The 14212-nt window shown below is 51.4% G+C and carries 12 protein-coding genes and 1 pseudogene; 8 read left to right on the top strand and 5 right to left on the bottom strand.

Annotation, left to right across the window (positions count from 1 at the left end):
- Positions 1–102 precede the first annotated feature (102 nt).
- Together GK091_RS27735 and GK091_RS27730 are read right to left on the bottom strand one after the other, a co-directional pair.
- Complete coding sequence (locus tag GK091_RS27735; RefSeq protein ID WP_164043999.1) at positions 103–858, bottom strand: response regulator; 756 nt, start codon at positions 856–858, stop codon at positions 103–105.
- Positions 859–898: 40 nt separating this feature from the next.
- A complete protein-coding gene (locus tag GK091_RS27730; RefSeq protein WP_164043998.1) occupies positions 899–2980 on the bottom strand; it encodes a tetratricopeptide repeat protein in 2082 nt (693 codons plus the stop codon).
- A 319-nt stretch (positions 2981–3299) separates the two neighbouring features.
- Here GK091_RS27730 and GK091_RS27725 point away from each other — a divergent pair, with 319 nt between their 5' ends.
- Complete coding sequence (locus GK091_RS27725) at positions 3300–7379, top strand: hybrid sensor histidine kinase/response regulator transcription factor (RefSeq protein WP_164043997.1); 4080 nt, start codon at positions 3300–3302, stop codon at positions 7377–7379.
- Between the two features lie 116 nt (positions 7380–7495).
- Here the strand turns inward: GK091_RS27725 and GK091_RS27720 are convergent, their stop codons facing one another.
- Together GK091_RS27720 and GK091_RS27715 are read right to left on the bottom strand one after the other, a co-directional pair.
- Entirely contained in the window at positions 7496–7678 is a 183-nt protein-coding gene (locus tag GK091_RS27720; protein WP_164043996.1) for a hypothetical protein, read from the bottom strand.
- Positions 7679–7684: 6 nt separating this feature from the next.
- A complete protein-coding gene (locus GK091_RS27715) occupies positions 7685–7870 on the bottom strand; it encodes a hypothetical protein (protein ID WP_164043995.1) in 186 nt (61 codons plus the stop codon).
- Positions 7871–8259: 389 nt separating this feature from the next.
- Between GK091_RS27715 and GK091_RS27710 the strand changes: the two genes are divergently transcribed.
- Positions 8260–9015, top strand: coding sequence for a hypothetical protein (locus GK091_RS27710; protein WP_164043994.1), 756 nt, complete (start codon positions 8260–8262; stop codon positions 9013–9015).
- Between the two features lie 161 nt (positions 9016–9176).
- Positions 9177–9455 (top strand): hypothetical protein, encoded by a 279-nt coding sequence (locus GK091_RS27705; protein WP_164043993.1) that lies wholly within the window; start codon positions 9177–9179, stop codon positions 9453–9455.
- A 460-nt stretch (positions 9456–9915) separates the two neighbouring features.
- Here the strand turns inward: GK091_RS27705 and GK091_RS27700 are convergent, their stop codons facing one another.
- Positions 9916–10839: a DUF808 domain-containing protein gene (locus GK091_RS27700; RefSeq protein ID WP_164043992.1), complete on the bottom strand. Its 924-nt coding sequence runs from the start codon at positions 10837–10839 to the stop codon at positions 9916–9918.
- Between the two features lie 707 nt (positions 10840–11546).
- On the opposite strand from GK091_RS27700, the gene GK091_RS27695 reads away from it, so the two are divergent.
- The 5 genes and pseudogenes from GK091_RS27695 to GK091_RS27675 all read left to right on the top strand — a co-directional run.
- Positions 11547–11873 (top strand): ArsR/SmtB family transcription factor, encoded by a 327-nt coding sequence (locus GK091_RS27695; RefSeq protein ID WP_164043991.1) that lies wholly within the window; start codon positions 11547–11549, stop codon positions 11871–11873.
- 69 nt (positions 11874–11942) lie between these two features.
- Positions 11943–12521: a DUF6428 family protein gene (locus GK091_RS27690; protein WP_246202453.1), complete on the top strand. Its 579-nt coding sequence runs from the start codon at positions 11943–11945 to the stop codon at positions 12519–12521.
- A 29-nt stretch (positions 12522–12550) separates the two neighbouring features.
- Positions 12551–13024 (top strand): arsenate reductase ArsC, encoded by a 474-nt coding sequence (locus tag GK091_RS27685; RefSeq protein WP_164043990.1) that lies wholly within the window; start codon positions 12551–12553, stop codon positions 13022–13024.
- Positions 13017–14075: an ACR3 family arsenite efflux transporter gene (gene arsB, locus GK091_RS27680; protein ID WP_164043989.1), complete on the top strand. Its 1059-nt coding sequence runs from the start codon at positions 13017–13019 to the stop codon at positions 14073–14075. Before GK091_RS27685 ends, arsB begins: the two co-directional genes overlap by 8 nt.
- Positions 14072–14202 (top strand): annotated as a pseudogene (locus GK091_RS27675) (YfcE family phosphodiesterase); the annotation flags it as partial. The gene arsB and the pseudogene GK091_RS27675, both read left to right, overlap by 4 nt.
- Positions 14203–14212 lie beyond the last annotated feature (10 nt).

Here is a 14212-nt window from a genome sequence, read left to right as displayed (position 1 = left end):
GTTGATGAATCAAAAGTACTTGTATACAGACCCTGCTGCTGGAGAAAGGCAGTGAATGACGACCTATGGCACGTGAATGGCGGGGATTCGGGAGGGAATGAATTAGCGGTACAAAAAGTGGCGCATGAACTCGTCTTTGCAGCTCCGGCTCAATGGAATTAACTGGGAGCCGATACTCGCTTCTACATCGTTAAATGAGTCGACCGAATTGATATTGATGGCGTAGGAACGATGGACGCGTACCAGACTGGGCTGGCTGATCCGCTCCAGAATATTGCTCAACGTCAGCCGAACGATGTATTTGCGACCCGAGGTAACCAGCTTCGTGTAGGAATTGTCGGCTTCCAGATAAAGCAGGTCATTCATGTCAATACGGACGAACTGATAGTTCTGCCGGATATACAGGTAATTATTGATCTGAAGCAGGGCTTCGCGACCGCTGCTGTCCCGATCAGCGGGGGGCGGGGTCATTCGTACCGTGGCGTTGTGAATGGCTAGTTCGATGGCCGTACGCAGGCTGGGAAGCTGACAGGGTTTGTTAAGATAAGCCGCCGGGTAGGTTTGTTTGGCCCGCTCTAGGGTGTCCCGGTCGGTTAGGGCGGTCAGGTAGATAACAGGCACGGAGCGCTCGGAGGTCAGCTGCCGAACCGTTTCGATACCGTCCCATTCGCCCTTGATCGTAATATCGCACAGGATCAGATCCACAGGCTGGCTCTGGAACAGGAGGAGCGCTTTCTGACCGTTGTTCGCAATGCCGACGACATAATAGCCTTCGGCTTCCAGACTATCCGACAGGTCCATGGCGATAATGGGTTCATCTTCAATGACTAAAATGCGCATTCGTTCGGTGGTGTTCATTGTCTACGGGTTATTCTGAAAGGTGAAATTTGTTGTTAGATTAGGCCGCCAGGCGGGCGTTCTGAATGGAGAGCCGGAAGAGGGTGCCATTTTGCTTTACCCATTGGCCTTCTCCCTCCAGTTGTTCGCTGAGCGACAGGATGAGTCGTCTGCCGAATGAGCTTTGCTGGTTCGGCCGTTGTCCGTCGAGGCTGTCGATCCCGGGGCCATTATCCTGCACCTCCAGCGTCATGCCCGCTCGCTCCTCGTTGCCCGTCTGGTGGAGATCAATACGGAGCAGGGGCCTGGCAACTGTGGTGTACGCGTACTTGAACGCGTTTGTGGCCAACTCATTGACGATTAGCCCCAGGGGAATCGCCACATCTACGTCCAACTCGGGCAGGTCGACATTGAGTTGCAGGTCGAACGTGTCAGCATGGTAGCCGTAGGCACGCATCAGGCCACTGGCCAGGTCGTTCAGGTATTCGGCCATGTTGATGGTCGTCAGCTGATCGGTCTGGTAAAGCCGCTGGTGAATCAGTGACATGGCTTCGACCCGCTGCTGACTAACCCGCACTGCCTGAATGGCTTTTTCATCGTCGAGCCGATTCATCTGCAATTTCAGCAAACTGGATACAATGGCCAGGTTGTTTTTCACACGGTGATGCAGTTCTTTCATCAGTACCCGAAGCTGATTGGACTGGTTGACCAGCTGTTCGCTGTTGGCCGCGATAATGCCATTCTGGACCGACAGGCGACGGTTCGTCCGGCGGATAACGTAATACTGGGCTACCAGACCACCTAACAAGACCAGCAACAGACCCAGGCCGCCCGTCATGTACTGTATCTGCCGGGCGCGCTGTTGATTACGCTGGTCGAGTTCGGCGATCTGCTGCACTTTTTTTCGGGTATCGTATTTCGCCTGTAACTCGGCAACGGCTCGTGTTTTTTCAATATCAGCGGTCGCTTTGATCTGCGCTTCCCGACGCTTCTCTTCCGATTGGATAATGGCAATGTCTTTCACCCGTTGCGCTTCTACCTGCGCTACGGCCTGCGTTTTAGTCAACTCCAGATTGGCCCTGATCGTCGCGAGCGCGTTGGCCTGCTGCACGGCATATCGACCTTGCAACTGACTGATCGTGCGCGTCTTCGTGATGGTTACCAGTGAATCCTCCATGCGCTTGTACTGTACCATAGCGGTATACGCTTTGTCATACTGGCCGGCTCCTGCGTATACGCTGGCTAACGTGCTGTACACGGTACTGATGAGCGAAGCATCTTTTACCTGCCGGGTCAGTGCCAGCGCTTTCTCGGCGTATTGAACGGCTTTCGCCGATTGCTTTAAGCCATCATAGGCGGTGGCCAGATTCCGGAAGTTATGGATCAGGCTGCTGAATTTCTGGAGCTGCTCATTGATGGCCAGCGATTTTTCGAGGTAGTAAATGGCTTTCGGGTACTGGCCTTCTACGTTGTAATTTTTGCCGAGATTATTGTAAAGGATGCGGGCTGTTTCGGGCGTTACAGTCGTTTGATCAATGGGCGCCAGTGCTTTGTAAAAACAGGCTCTGCCCTGCTCAAAATCACCCAGGTCTTCGTAAATGATGCCCAGATTGATGTAACTATCCCGCAGCGATTGGACAGTGCCAATGCGTTCGTTAAGAGCTATCGCCTGTTGTACGTACGCAAGCCCCTGCCGGGTGTAGGCCGCGACCCCCTGACTATCGCCCATCATCTTGTAGAGCAGGCCCAGGTTATTGTAAACTTTGGCGATGTCTTTGCTTCTGCCGGCTTTGGCGTATTCTGTGATGGCTAGCTGGTAAAACGTCAACGCGTCTTCAAACTGACCCTGGTACATGTGGATGACGCCGTTCAGGCGATTGTAATCGCCTAACCCAGCCCGGTAGTTGGCGCGAAGGCAGATCTGGCGTATTGGCTTTAAATAATAGAGGGCCGAATCCGGGTGGTTTTGCTTGTAGAAGAGATTGGCAATATCGTAATACGTCTGAGCGCGGGTTGTGTCGGGTAGCTTGAGCGTAAGCACTGTTTTCAGACTGTCAATTTTTTTTTGCTGTGCTACGGCAGGGCTCATCAGCCAGAGTTGCATCAGAATAAAGCAAGCGATAAGACCCTGGTATGCTTTCATGAATGACTGAACGTTTTAGCCCCCAAATAGACCGCCAAATAGCGTTACCATCGTGCCAAAAAGCGTCACCAGTGTGCCAAAAAACGCGAATAAAGCATGCCAGAGGCTGATTGGCGGACAATCGAGGTGAAGAATGGACTAAGTTTGTCGACGGCGAGTCAGGACGATGATCGGTAACATCGCTTTACCTAAGTATAAATTCTTCGAAAAAGCGTCTCAGCTCTAAATCGCATATTCATACTCTTGGTTATATTACGAACTATTTTACTAGCTATATGGTATTGCTGGACTAGTGACTTGGTGGTAAGTGTCAATGAGAATGCTTAATTTTCCTGTTTATACGTTCTTCGGATTGATCGCGCTACTCAGCTTTATTGGGCCGATCAACCTCTGCGGACAGTCGACAAAACAAACCGAGGGCTGGGCTCCGCTGCAACTACTCAGTGTAGAGCAAGGGTTACCGCAATCTTTTGTGTCAGATGTCGTTCTCGACGACGAAGGATTCATTTGGGTGGGTACTCGTGACGGGCTGGCCCGCTACGACGGCACTCGTTTCTTACCCTTTCAACACCAGATCAATGACCCGACTTCACCAGCGGATAATGTAGTTAGCAAGCTGTGGAAAGGCGGCCGGAATGAACTCTGGGTACAGTACGAAACGGGTGATATTGATCGGTTCAATACCCAGACCGGTCGGTGCTGGCACCTGACCCAACAGCCTGTTTTTGAGCAGATCCGGACATTGCCATTTAAACTGGGTAGTCCGCTGAAGGTCGATCGACACGGCAATTTGTGGGGTATTCTACGGGGAGAAGGGGTATTCTGCTGCGATTTTCGTCAGAATAAGCTACTACGTTACCGCCAGGCCACCCACGGTCTGCGTTCCGACACGATCAAGGCCATCGCTGAAGACAAACAGCATCGACTTTGGTTCATCAGCCGATCGGGTATTAGTCTGTTTAACCCGTCGACGCACCGCTTTGAGAATACTGCCTTCCCGTTTCCCCTAGCCAATCAACTGGGTTACGACGCCACAATTGAAGAGCGAATGGGCGTGCTGTTACGCCGAAATGGTGAGTTTCTTTTTGGCGATCGACTGCATTTGTTTTTCTTCAATCCAGATCGTCGCACGCTTCGGTCTCGAACGTTATCGATCGCGGTACGGTCCGATTTGCGCTGGCTGGCTCAACGCCCCGATGGGTCGGATTATATAGAGCATGGCGGCACGGTTTATCACTACACCGATCAGCAGGGGTTGACGCCTGTCTGGCGCTATAAGCCTTCAACCGATAACCTGGCAACAGGCTTGTGGTGTACGGGTATGGGTTTCGATAAGGCCGGTGTGCTCTGGTTGGGTGGTAACACGTTAGGGCTGCTGCGGCTGGATCTGGCCGCTGTTCCGTTACGGGCTCATGCCTTTCAGCAATCATTCTGTCAGGACGTGATGCAGACCGAACTGAACCTGTCTCTGGCGGATCGGTTTCGCTGGCCATTTGCGAATGAGACCGCCCGGTCGGAGAGTTCATACCACATTCGTTCGGAGTACGATAAACAGGGGAACCTGTGGATAGCACTCGGCGAACAGGTTGGTTACTACGCTGTTCCGCAAAAGCAGTTCACCATGCTGCCTGCCGCGCCCAGCCCGGTAAAACCTACTTTTCAGGGGGGACTGCGGGGATTGTCGATTGCGCCCGATGGGAAGGTATGGGTCGTTACGGATCAAGGCAAGCCGTATTGGTACGATCGTCAATCGAAGCATTGGCAGGCTCATTCGCGAAGTGATTTTCAGTTTCCAACCGCTGTGCAGGCGAATAATCTGTTGGCTGATTCCACGAATTTGTGGGTAACAACGGTTGAAAAAGGGCTTCTCCGTTTCCCGTTGTCCGGGCAACCGCACCAGGCTATTCAATTCGGATCATCGGCTGGTAATCAGTCGATCCACTCGCTTCTCGATCTTGAGCAAGACCCGACACGCCCGCACCTGCTCTGGATCGGTAGCTACCAGGGATTACTCTGTATTAACAAAAAAACGCTGCGCTATCAACGATTTACAACGGCTCAGGGGTTACCAAATAACACCATTTATTCGGTAGTGCCCGACCGGAAAGGGTATCTGTGGCTCAGCACCAATAAAGGGCTGTGTCGGTTTGACCCCATCCGGCACACGGTTCTGAATCTTAAAACGGCCGATGGATTGCCCGGCGACGAATTTAACCGGTTTCATCACCTGCGATTACCCGATGGCCGGCTCGCGTTTGGGGGTATCAAAGGCTGGGTTACGTTCGATCCGGCCCTGGTCAAAAGCGATACCTCGCAGCCCGTCGTCGCGCTGACGGAGCTGAAAATCAATAACAAATCCGTCGATCAATACGGTATTCATTCACCGCTGGTTGCCCCCGTCAATAAGCTGTCTGCGCTTGCCTTACCCTTTGATCAAAATTACCTGACGTTCGGATTTGCCGCCCTGTACACGCCCCAGCCCGATCGCGTTATGTATCGGTATCAATTGCTGGGGTACGACAGGGAGTGGACCGTTGGGTCTCAGCCAACGGCCAACTACACCAAGCTGCCACCGGGCCAGTATACATTACGGGTGAATGCCGCCAATGCAGCGGGCCGCTGGAGTCCGCACATTAAAGAGTTAAGGCTTGCTATTCAGCCACCCTTGTGGGCGAGTGGCTGGGCCTACGGTCTGTACGCGTTACTGGCAGGGGCGGCACTGGTCGGCTTTGTCCGCTTCCGGTCAAAGCTGGATCGTGAACGGCACGAGCGGATGGTACGAGAGCGGCAGGCCGACGAGTTACGCCAGCTCGATCAGGCCAAAACCCGCTTCTTTACGAACGTCTCGCACGAACTTCGTACGCCTTTATCGCTCGTACTGGGGCCAATAAGCAGTATATTGACTAGTCGGCAGCTAACGGATCGTGATGAACATCTCCTGCAAACGGCCCGGCGGAACACGCAGCACCTGCTGAGTTTGGTCAATGAACTGCTTGATTTTACGAAGCTGGAAGCCGGAAAAATGACGTTGCTGCAACAGCCCGTCCAACTGAAGCCATTGATCAGCCGACTGGTTGCTAATTTCGACTCGCAGGCGCATCAGAAAGGAATCAGATTGACCAGCGACCCTCAGATTCCGGATGAACTGGTCTTGGCCCTCGACGAACGCAAACTACGGCAAGTGCTCACCAATCTGCTGGCAAATGCGCTCAAGTTTACGCCAGCAGGGGGCACTGTACATATCGTCGTGCAGTACATCGCGCCACACCTACGAGTGTCCATAGCAGACACGGGACGGGGGATTTTACCCAACGATCTGCCGCACGTTTTCGAGCGGTATTTCCAGACAAAACAGGCCGACGCCCCCATTGAGGGCGGAACGGGCATTGGATTGGCCCTTTGTCAGGAACTTGTGCGGCTGATGCAGGGAAGTATCCGGGCTGATAGTCAATGGGGTAAAGGGAGTACGTTTACTGTGGTTATTCCCGCACCTGTCAGCACCATCACAGAGGAGAACGGCTCAGCAATCGACGTAGCACCGAAATTCGTCGCACTGGTCGATAGCCCTTCTGTTCCGGCTGATCATTCTGTGGATAACAAGTTGCAAGTTCAAGAAAATCAGCAGGTTGATAGCGTATTGGTGGTTGAGGACAATCCTGATCTGCGTGACTACCTGGCCATGATCCTGTCGCCCTCCATGACGGTTCAGACGGTTGAAAATGGGCAGGTGGCACTCGATGTGCTAGCCAGCCAGCCGCACCCACCAGCGTTGATCATATCTGATATTATGATGCCGGTGATGAATGGATTTCAGTTGCTGGAAACCCTCAAAGCGCACGATACGTACCGACGGATTCCTGTCATTATGCTCACTGCCCGCGCCGAGCTGGCCGATAAACTTCGGGCGTTACGCATTGGCGTGGATGACTACCTGCTGAAACCCTTCGATGAAGAGGAGTTGATCGTGCGGGTGACGACGTTGCTACAAAACCAACGCGAACGGGCCCTGTTTTTGTCGCCCGCATTGGCCGACGATAGCGATGAGAACGAGTTTTCGGTGACTTCCCCAACCATTTCGGCCGAAAATAACCGCTGGCTGGAACGGCTGGAAGAACTGATAACTGCCCAACTGGATAACTATAACCTTACCGCTGACCAGCTCGCCGATGAACTGGCCATGAGCCGCCGGACATTTTACCGAACAATCAAACGCCTGACGGGACTGACCCCCACGCAATACCTGACCGAAGCCCGCTTCCGGCAGGCTCGGCTATTGCTCGAAACCCGTCAGGTGTCCTCCGTAAAACAGGTAGCTAATCGGGTTGGATTCCGGCAGGTGAGCCATTTTGCCCAGATGTATCAACAGCGGTTTGGTAAGCAACCCTCTGATTATCTGTAGGTTTAAGATGAGTTCGCGTAGGCTATCTCAATGCAGTGATTGTATTGGATCGGAGAATGTATAATCAGAATCGCTTCCTTCCATGCGATCGTCTTTAGGTTCGTGATCTGATTGCGCTAGGGTAATCCCGCTGGTGCTGCCTTTACGCCCGATTGTAAGCTACCCCGCCCCACTTTCGGGTTGTAAACGGTAAATTGTTGATTACGTGCATGAATTCGTACGCCCATCAGCGGCTTCGGCGTCTCTCGCGTGGGCTTCCGCAAGACACCACCTTTGCGCTGACTCAGCCAGGTAGTCACAGCTTCTTAGTCAATTACACCCTCAATGGCTATACTAGTCCCGTATAGTACCCCACTGGATAGTGCCCAACCGGCGCTCCAGATCCGGTCCGGTGGTTCTGCCATCACGAGCGTGAGCATAGTCACTGTCGAGTCATCAATCCCGCCCGAGGGGAGTATCAGGCGCAGTTCACCCCCCAGTTTTCGGATCATGGTCAATTCGTGCAGTGACAGGCAGAGCTAGCGAACAATAAATAGCTGTCGATCGGCCACGTACAAGCTCGGCTGGTTATCGAGGATCTTCCAGTAGGACTTTATCAACTATTTTTCAAGAACAGGGGGAGAAACGCACCCGGCTCAGGTTATGAACCCCAGATTGACCGTTGTCCCCCCCACTGCATAAAAATCACTAAACTCTGAAGTGCCAAAAAGTACAGCCACTTATTTGCTCAGCTTAAGAATGGGTGGCTATATGCAAAAGAAACGGGTATTTTGTCAAATGACTATTAACAAAATCATACCTTAAGCTTGCGGAGTGTTAGTGAAAAAGATTATCCTGCTGCTGTTTCGAATCGTTTTATTCATTCTTAACCCATTGACCCATGACCATTGCTCAGCAAGTACAATTCCTTAAAGTGTATAGCCTGTTGCTAACCGGCCTCATTGTATGGCTTGGCTGGCGGGTGTTAACGCCAAATCAGAAACCTGATTCCCCTTTAACGGAGTTGACCGTTGAGCGGATCAATATTGTTGAGCCTAATGGCCAGCTGAAGATGGTTCTTAGTAACCGGCACCGCCAACATCCGGGCCTCATCAATGGGCAACCTGTGCCCTCCCGGCAACGAGAGGCCGGTCTGCTCTTCTTCAATAGTTCAGGCGATGAGTGTGGTGGCTTGGTTTACGATGGAACACCCAGCCAGGCAGGTATGGCGTTATCGATGGATCAATTTCGGGGCGATCAGCTATTACAGGTACAGTACGATGAGGAAGCTACCTCGCAGGGCTCTCTCAAGTCCTACGGCTTAAAACTCTGGGATCGGCCTGAATCGCCGAATCTGGCTCAGCAACAGATCTTGGTTGATTCTTTAAAGAGAATGCTAAACCCAGCGGAGTTTCGGCAAGCAATGAGTCGATTAAAAGCGGCTGGTCGTTTTGGCCAAGACCGCTTATTTGTGGGTCGGACGAAGCAGCGGGAAGTAGGTTTGTTTATCCACGATGCGCAGGGCCGTCCACGCATCAAGTTATATGTTGATGCCACCAATCAAGCAAAACTCGAAGTACTTGATCAAGAAGGGCACATTGATCCGCTCGTTTCAACGGGCATAAGTTCATCGAGAGGCCGTACGAACAGCCCATAAAAAAACGTCGAACGAACGCTCAGTATGCACACGAGATTCTGGTCATGCACCAGTTTGTTCATAGACTATGCCGTTGATGCTGTTCGTTTTTGTTTCGAACGGACGTTCTAGGAAACGAACAATAACGGGGTCAGAATACTCACTAGAATATAAGCAGTAGTATGACGATTGAGAAGATACTAAACTGGATCACACCCCTGACGCTGGGAGCCTTACTGGGTTTGTATGAAATACTGCATGGCCTCTATTATGTGCTTTACGGAACACCCGACCAACAGCGAGACTATCCGCTCGAGATTGTGCTTGGTCTGCCAATAATGGTGATATGCCTGGGGGGACATTGGGTCATTCGACGCATTACGCATAATAATACCCGCACTGTCTGGATCATTGAATCGGTTATGGTGGGGCTGGTCATATACGGTTTTTATCGGTCATAAAAACGGCTTCAGGGCAACAGATATACGGGGACAGAAATTTGCTGAACCGGGTGCCGCCGTTAACGCTGGCTTTGTGCTGAATCAATCAGGGTCTATACAGTTCGCCAGAAAGACAGCCCCATTTGTTTTTATTGGTAAGGATGAAATAAGTGTTCAGCTTACCGATTCAATCCTGGCTTATGGTTGCTGCCCCGGACAGACTGGTATCATGCTAAATACAGAGGCCCCTTTGATCCATCAAGTCCAGAAAAGTATTTGGACGTTTTGTGTTGAACGACAAAGAGTGTCCCGTCCTGGAAAGCGCTGACTACTGACCTATACTGAACATAACTGATGCTATTCAGGCAAGTTGGGTCACTGAGCCAGTCGAAGCCGCCACAAACAAAGAATGGTTCTTACTTATTTTTCTAGCGATGAAGAAGGAGGGACGGAAGGAGAAAAACTGGACAAACTGGTTGCGCTACTTCCCCGACTGGAAAAAGACCTTTTTAACCAGCCCGACAACCTTCTCAACAATAAAGCCGATTACGAGTCCGCCAGCTCCACAGGCCAGGACCTTGGCCAACCAGGCTACGATCGGCATTGATGACAAGCTCTGTTCCAGATCGTGCAGTAAATGAGCGGTATACGGTATGCCGTGTGCAATGATTTCGGCACCGACCCAAAGCATGGCGGCTGTACCGACATAACCTAACCAAGTCAAGAAATGCGGCATAAATTTCACAATACCGCGGCCAATCTTCTGAGTAGTCGGTGACTGTTCACTGCCAGCCAGATGTACCCCCAGGTCATCGGCTTTAACAATCAGGCCAACAAATCCATAGACGGCCACCGTAATGAAAATAGCCACCGTCACCATCACTATAATCTGATTCAGGATCGCCTGGCCGGTTACCTGACTATAGGCAATAGCCATAATCTCGGCCGACAAAATAATATCGGTACGAACTGCACTACCCACTCGTTCCTTCTCCAGCTCCTGAGGAGTGATCTCTTTTACTGGCTCCCGTTCCGTTTGACCATCGTGGTGACTAAACAGGGAATGAACCTTTTCGTAGCCTTCAAAGCACAAATAAGCGCCACCTACCATTAAAATAGGCGTAATGGCCCAAGGGGCAAAGTAGCCAAGCAACAGAGCTGCTGGGCTTAGTATCAGGAGTTTGTTGATCAGCGATTTTTTGGCAATCTGGTAAATAATGGCTAGTTCCCGGGATGGATCGAGCCCCACGACATACTTGGGCGTAACAGCCGTATCATCAATGACAATGCCCGACACTTTTCCGGTCGTTTTGGCCACTTGCGTTGGCACATCGTCTAAACTGGCAGCGCTTGCTTTTACCAACGCCGAGATATCATCTAATAACGCAAAAAATCCTGAAGGCATCGTCAAACAGTTGGCTACTTCTACTAATACGAGAGCGGGTGCATCTATAAAACCATACATCTCAGGGGGCCGTCCCTCGGATAATGCCGTTGAGACAAGACCGGTTGGCCGTTAGAGCAGTGCGATTGCTGACACGAAAACTGCGGTGTCTGCGCTTGTATGGCCACCTTTGAGCTAATTTAACCCACTTGCTGGGTGAAAGTTGGAAATTAGTTGATAATTCTACCGAACCACTCGTCGCCAGAATGAGTACCATATTGATGACTTTAGTTAGGATAAAGCTACCCTCCAGCTTACCATAACTGGTATTGATGGCGTCGATTATGGCGTAAGTTGTTCCCAAATGGTGTTTCAAAATAAACTGACTGAGCAGATTGGCTGGAAAAAGACAGAGTGGCAGCAAATAAAAGCTATGCCGGCCATGGTTGCTTTACTCGATGATGTAATGAAGCAAGAGAATAAAGCCCGACGCGACAGCGCCACCAGAAAGCCAATGATATTGACCACATACAGCCAATTCAGGACGGAAAAAAATAAGGTCAATTCGTTAGTAACCCGCATCAGGATGCAAACCGAGTAAGTGCATACTCAGTTTATTCCTGTTCGGGCAAGGGCAAGTTCAGACAATCGCTTACATACTGGCAGCATTAGTACTGATTTGCTCATCGTAATATTGCAATGAGAAAATAGTCTGCTACCTTTGCGACATGGGCCTGACGAAAACCGAAATTTTCACCGATGAGCAAAACCGCATTGCGGATTTAGCCAAAGCCTTTGCGCATCCCGCCCGGGTGGCCATTCTGCAAATGCTCATTTCCAGGAAAGCGTGCGTTTGTGGTGATCTGGTGGGCGAACTGCATTTGGCCCAGGCGACCGTTTCCCAACATTTGAAAGAACTAAAACGCATTGGCATCGTTCAGGGCGAAATCACCCCGCCCCGCGTCTGCTACTGTATCAATCCCACGGTGTGGGAGGAAGCTCAACATGCGTTCGGTGCCCTGCTGGAATCGTTCGTACCCGCTTCCTGTTGCTGACCTGGAACTAGACTGATAGAGCGGCAGGTATTTTTTTGTGCTTGTTAATCGTAATATTGCAATAATACAATGGAGAAGCTTATAACTGCATCCGAGCCAATGACCTGGCAAGCGTTCAAAGACACGCTCATTCAGAACCCCGATAAGTTTCTGCAATTTCAGTATGCGGAAGAGGAATTTGTCCATCCGTCGTTTCACATTACCGAGATCAAACAAGCCTCCGTTGTATCGGTCGATTGCGGTGGGCAGATGAACACCTGGACGGAAGTAATCGTGCAACTCTGGGAGCCGCCAGTGAACGAAGCTGACCGCTCGATGGAGGTGAGAAAAGCCCTGTCCATTATCAACCTGGTGGAAAAGTCGCTGCTCCTGAATCCGGTGGCTACGGTCAAAATCGAGTTTGGCAACTCTAAATTCGACACCCGCCAAATGTACCCCGGCGAACTGACAACGGAGGGCGACAGCTTCACGGTCGGCCTGATACCGGATTACACCCAGTGCAAAGCCCTTGCCCGGTTGCAGTGTTGTGGCAAAACCACGTCGGGCGAATCCGGCTGTGCCCCAGCTGCTGAAAAAGCAACGGTCAAACCTGTTTTAGAACTTGTCGAAGCTAATGCCCCGGCCTGCTCCCCTGGTTGCGGCTGCTAATCAAGTCACCATTCACGAATAAAAACACCATGAAAACTATCCTTGTACTTTGCACGGGCAATTCCGCCCGCTCCCAGATGGCCCACGGCTATCTGCAACATTTCGCCGATGTGTCGGACCACGATGTGTTGGACAACGATACGGCGGGCCGAAACAGGAGCGCCCAGGTGTACAGCGCGGGCGTTGCTCCCCACGGGGTCAATCCTCTGGCGATCCAAGTCATGGCTGAGGATGGCATCGATATTTCGCACCACACCTCTAATCACGCTGACGAATACATTGCTATTCCGTTCGATTACGTGATAACGGTGTGTGACAACGCCCGCGAACAGTGCCCGATTTTTCCATCCACGGCCAAGAAAGTACACCATAGTTTTACTGATCCCGGCCATCAGTCTGACGTTGATCCCCTGACTTCGTTTCGTCAGGTACGCGACGAGATCAAAGCGTACAGTCGTCAATTCATCGAGGACAACGTAACGAGTCGAACCACCCATGCCTAAGCTTTCGTTTCTCGACCGCTTCCTAACGCTGTGGATCTTCCTGGCCATGTTGATCGGCGTGGGCATCGGTTATTTCTTCCCGCAGTCGCAAGGCTTCATCAATCAGTTTAATTCTGGTTCAACCAATGTTCCATTGGCAATTGGCTTGGTGCTGATGATGTACCCACCGCTGGCGAAAGTGCGGTACAGCGAGCTGCCGAAGGTGTTTGCCAATACCAAAATCCTCGGCTTGTCTTTGCTGCAAAACTGGATCATTGGCCCTCTGCTGATGTTCGTTCTGGCAATCATCTTTCTACCCGACAAGCCCGAATACATGACCGGCTTAATCCTGATCGGCATTGCTCGCTGCATCGCCATGGTGATCGTCTGGAATGATTTGGCGAAAGGTGATCGGCTTTATGCGGCTGGCCTGGTAGCCTTCAACAGCATTTTTCAGGTGTTGTTCTATTCGGTCTATGCCTACGTTTTTATCACTGTGTTACCGCCTTTGTTCGGGCTGAAAGGTTATGCGGTCAATATTACGATTGGCGAAGTGGCCACGAGCGTTTTCATCTATTTGGGCGTGCCATTTCTGGCCGGGCTGTTCTCGCGGATCATTCTTACGCGACTATACAGCCGCCAGTGGTACGAGGACCGCTTTTTACCCGTCATCAGCCCGATAACGCTCATTGCGCTGTTGTTTACCATCGTCGTCATGTTCAGTCTCAAAGGGCAACTGATCGTGTCCATCCCGCTCGATGTGGTACGAATCGCCATTCCGCTGACGGTTTACTTTGCCATCATGTTCTTTTCGGCCTTTTATCTCTCGAAACGAGCCGGGGCCGATTACGCTAAATCAACGTCGCTGGCCTTCACCGCAGCGGGTAACAATTTTGAACTGGGTATTGCAGTGGCCATCGCCGTTTTCGGCATCGATTCCGGTGCGGCCTTTGCCGCCGTGGTTGGTCCCCTGATCGAAGTGCCGGTGCTGATTCTGATAGTCAATTTTGCGTTGAAACAAGAGAGAAAGTTTTCACCCCATTACAAAAAAGGCTTTCAAAAGCACGTGTGAAACGTACCCTGTTCTCGCACATTCACGCCAACTTGCCCGCCCTTGATATGGTATTGGCCGACATTGACAGTCCGACGTGGTCCGTTGTTTAGGCGATCTGGTCGGTTATAACGTCTGGCCGAACGAGGCCGCAGAGC

This window comes from Spirosoma agri (assembly GCF_010747415.1).
Taxonomy (GTDB): Bacteria; Bacteroidota; Bacteroidia; order Cytophagales; family Spirosomataceae; genus Spirosoma; species Spirosoma agri.
This window is presented reverse-complemented; position numbering and strand designations above follow the sequence as displayed.

Bases quoted from the DNA above. Each gene is read 5' to 3' on its own strand.
- GK091_RS27735 (WP_164043999.1), bottom strand. From the start codon at position 858: ATGAACACCACCGAACGAATGCGCATTTTAGTCATTGAAGATGAACCC.
- GK091_RS27730 (WP_164043998.1), bottom strand. From the start codon at position 2,980: ATGAAAGCATACCAGGGTCTTATCGCTTGCTTTATTCTGATGCAACTC.
- GK091_RS27725 (WP_164043997.1), top strand. From the start codon at position 3,300: ATGCTTAATTTTCCTGTTTATACGTTCTTCGGATTGATCGCGCTACTC.
- GK091_RS27715 (WP_164043995.1), bottom strand. From the start codon at position 7,870: ATGATCCGAAAACTGGGGGGTGAACTGCGCCTGATACTCCCCTCGGGC.
- GK091_RS27710 (WP_164043994.1), top strand. From the start codon at position 8,260: ATGACCATTGCTCAGCAAGTACAATTCCTTAAAGTGTATAGCCTGTTG.
- GK091_RS27705 (WP_164043993.1), top strand. From the start codon at position 9,177: ATGACGATTGAGAAGATACTAAACTGGATCACACCCCTGACGCTGGGA.
- GK091_RS27700 (WP_164043992.1), bottom strand. From the start codon at position 10,839: ATGCCTTCAGGATTTTTTGCGTTATTAGATGATATCTCGGCGTTGGTA.
- GK091_RS27695 (WP_164043991.1), top strand. From the start codon at position 11,547: ATGGGCCTGACGAAAACCGAAATTTTCACCGATGAGCAAAACCGCATT.
- GK091_RS27690 (WP_246202453.1), top strand. From the start codon at position 11,943: ATGGAGAAGCTTATAACTGCATCCGAGCCAATGACCTGGCAAGCGTTC.
- GK091_RS27685 (WP_164043990.1), top strand. From the start codon at position 12,551: ATGAAAACTATCCTTGTACTTTGCACGGGCAATTCCGCCCGCTCCCAG.
- arsB (WP_164043989.1), top strand. From the start codon at position 13,017: ATGCCTAAGCTTTCGTTTCTCGACCGCTTCCTAACGCTGTGGATCTTC.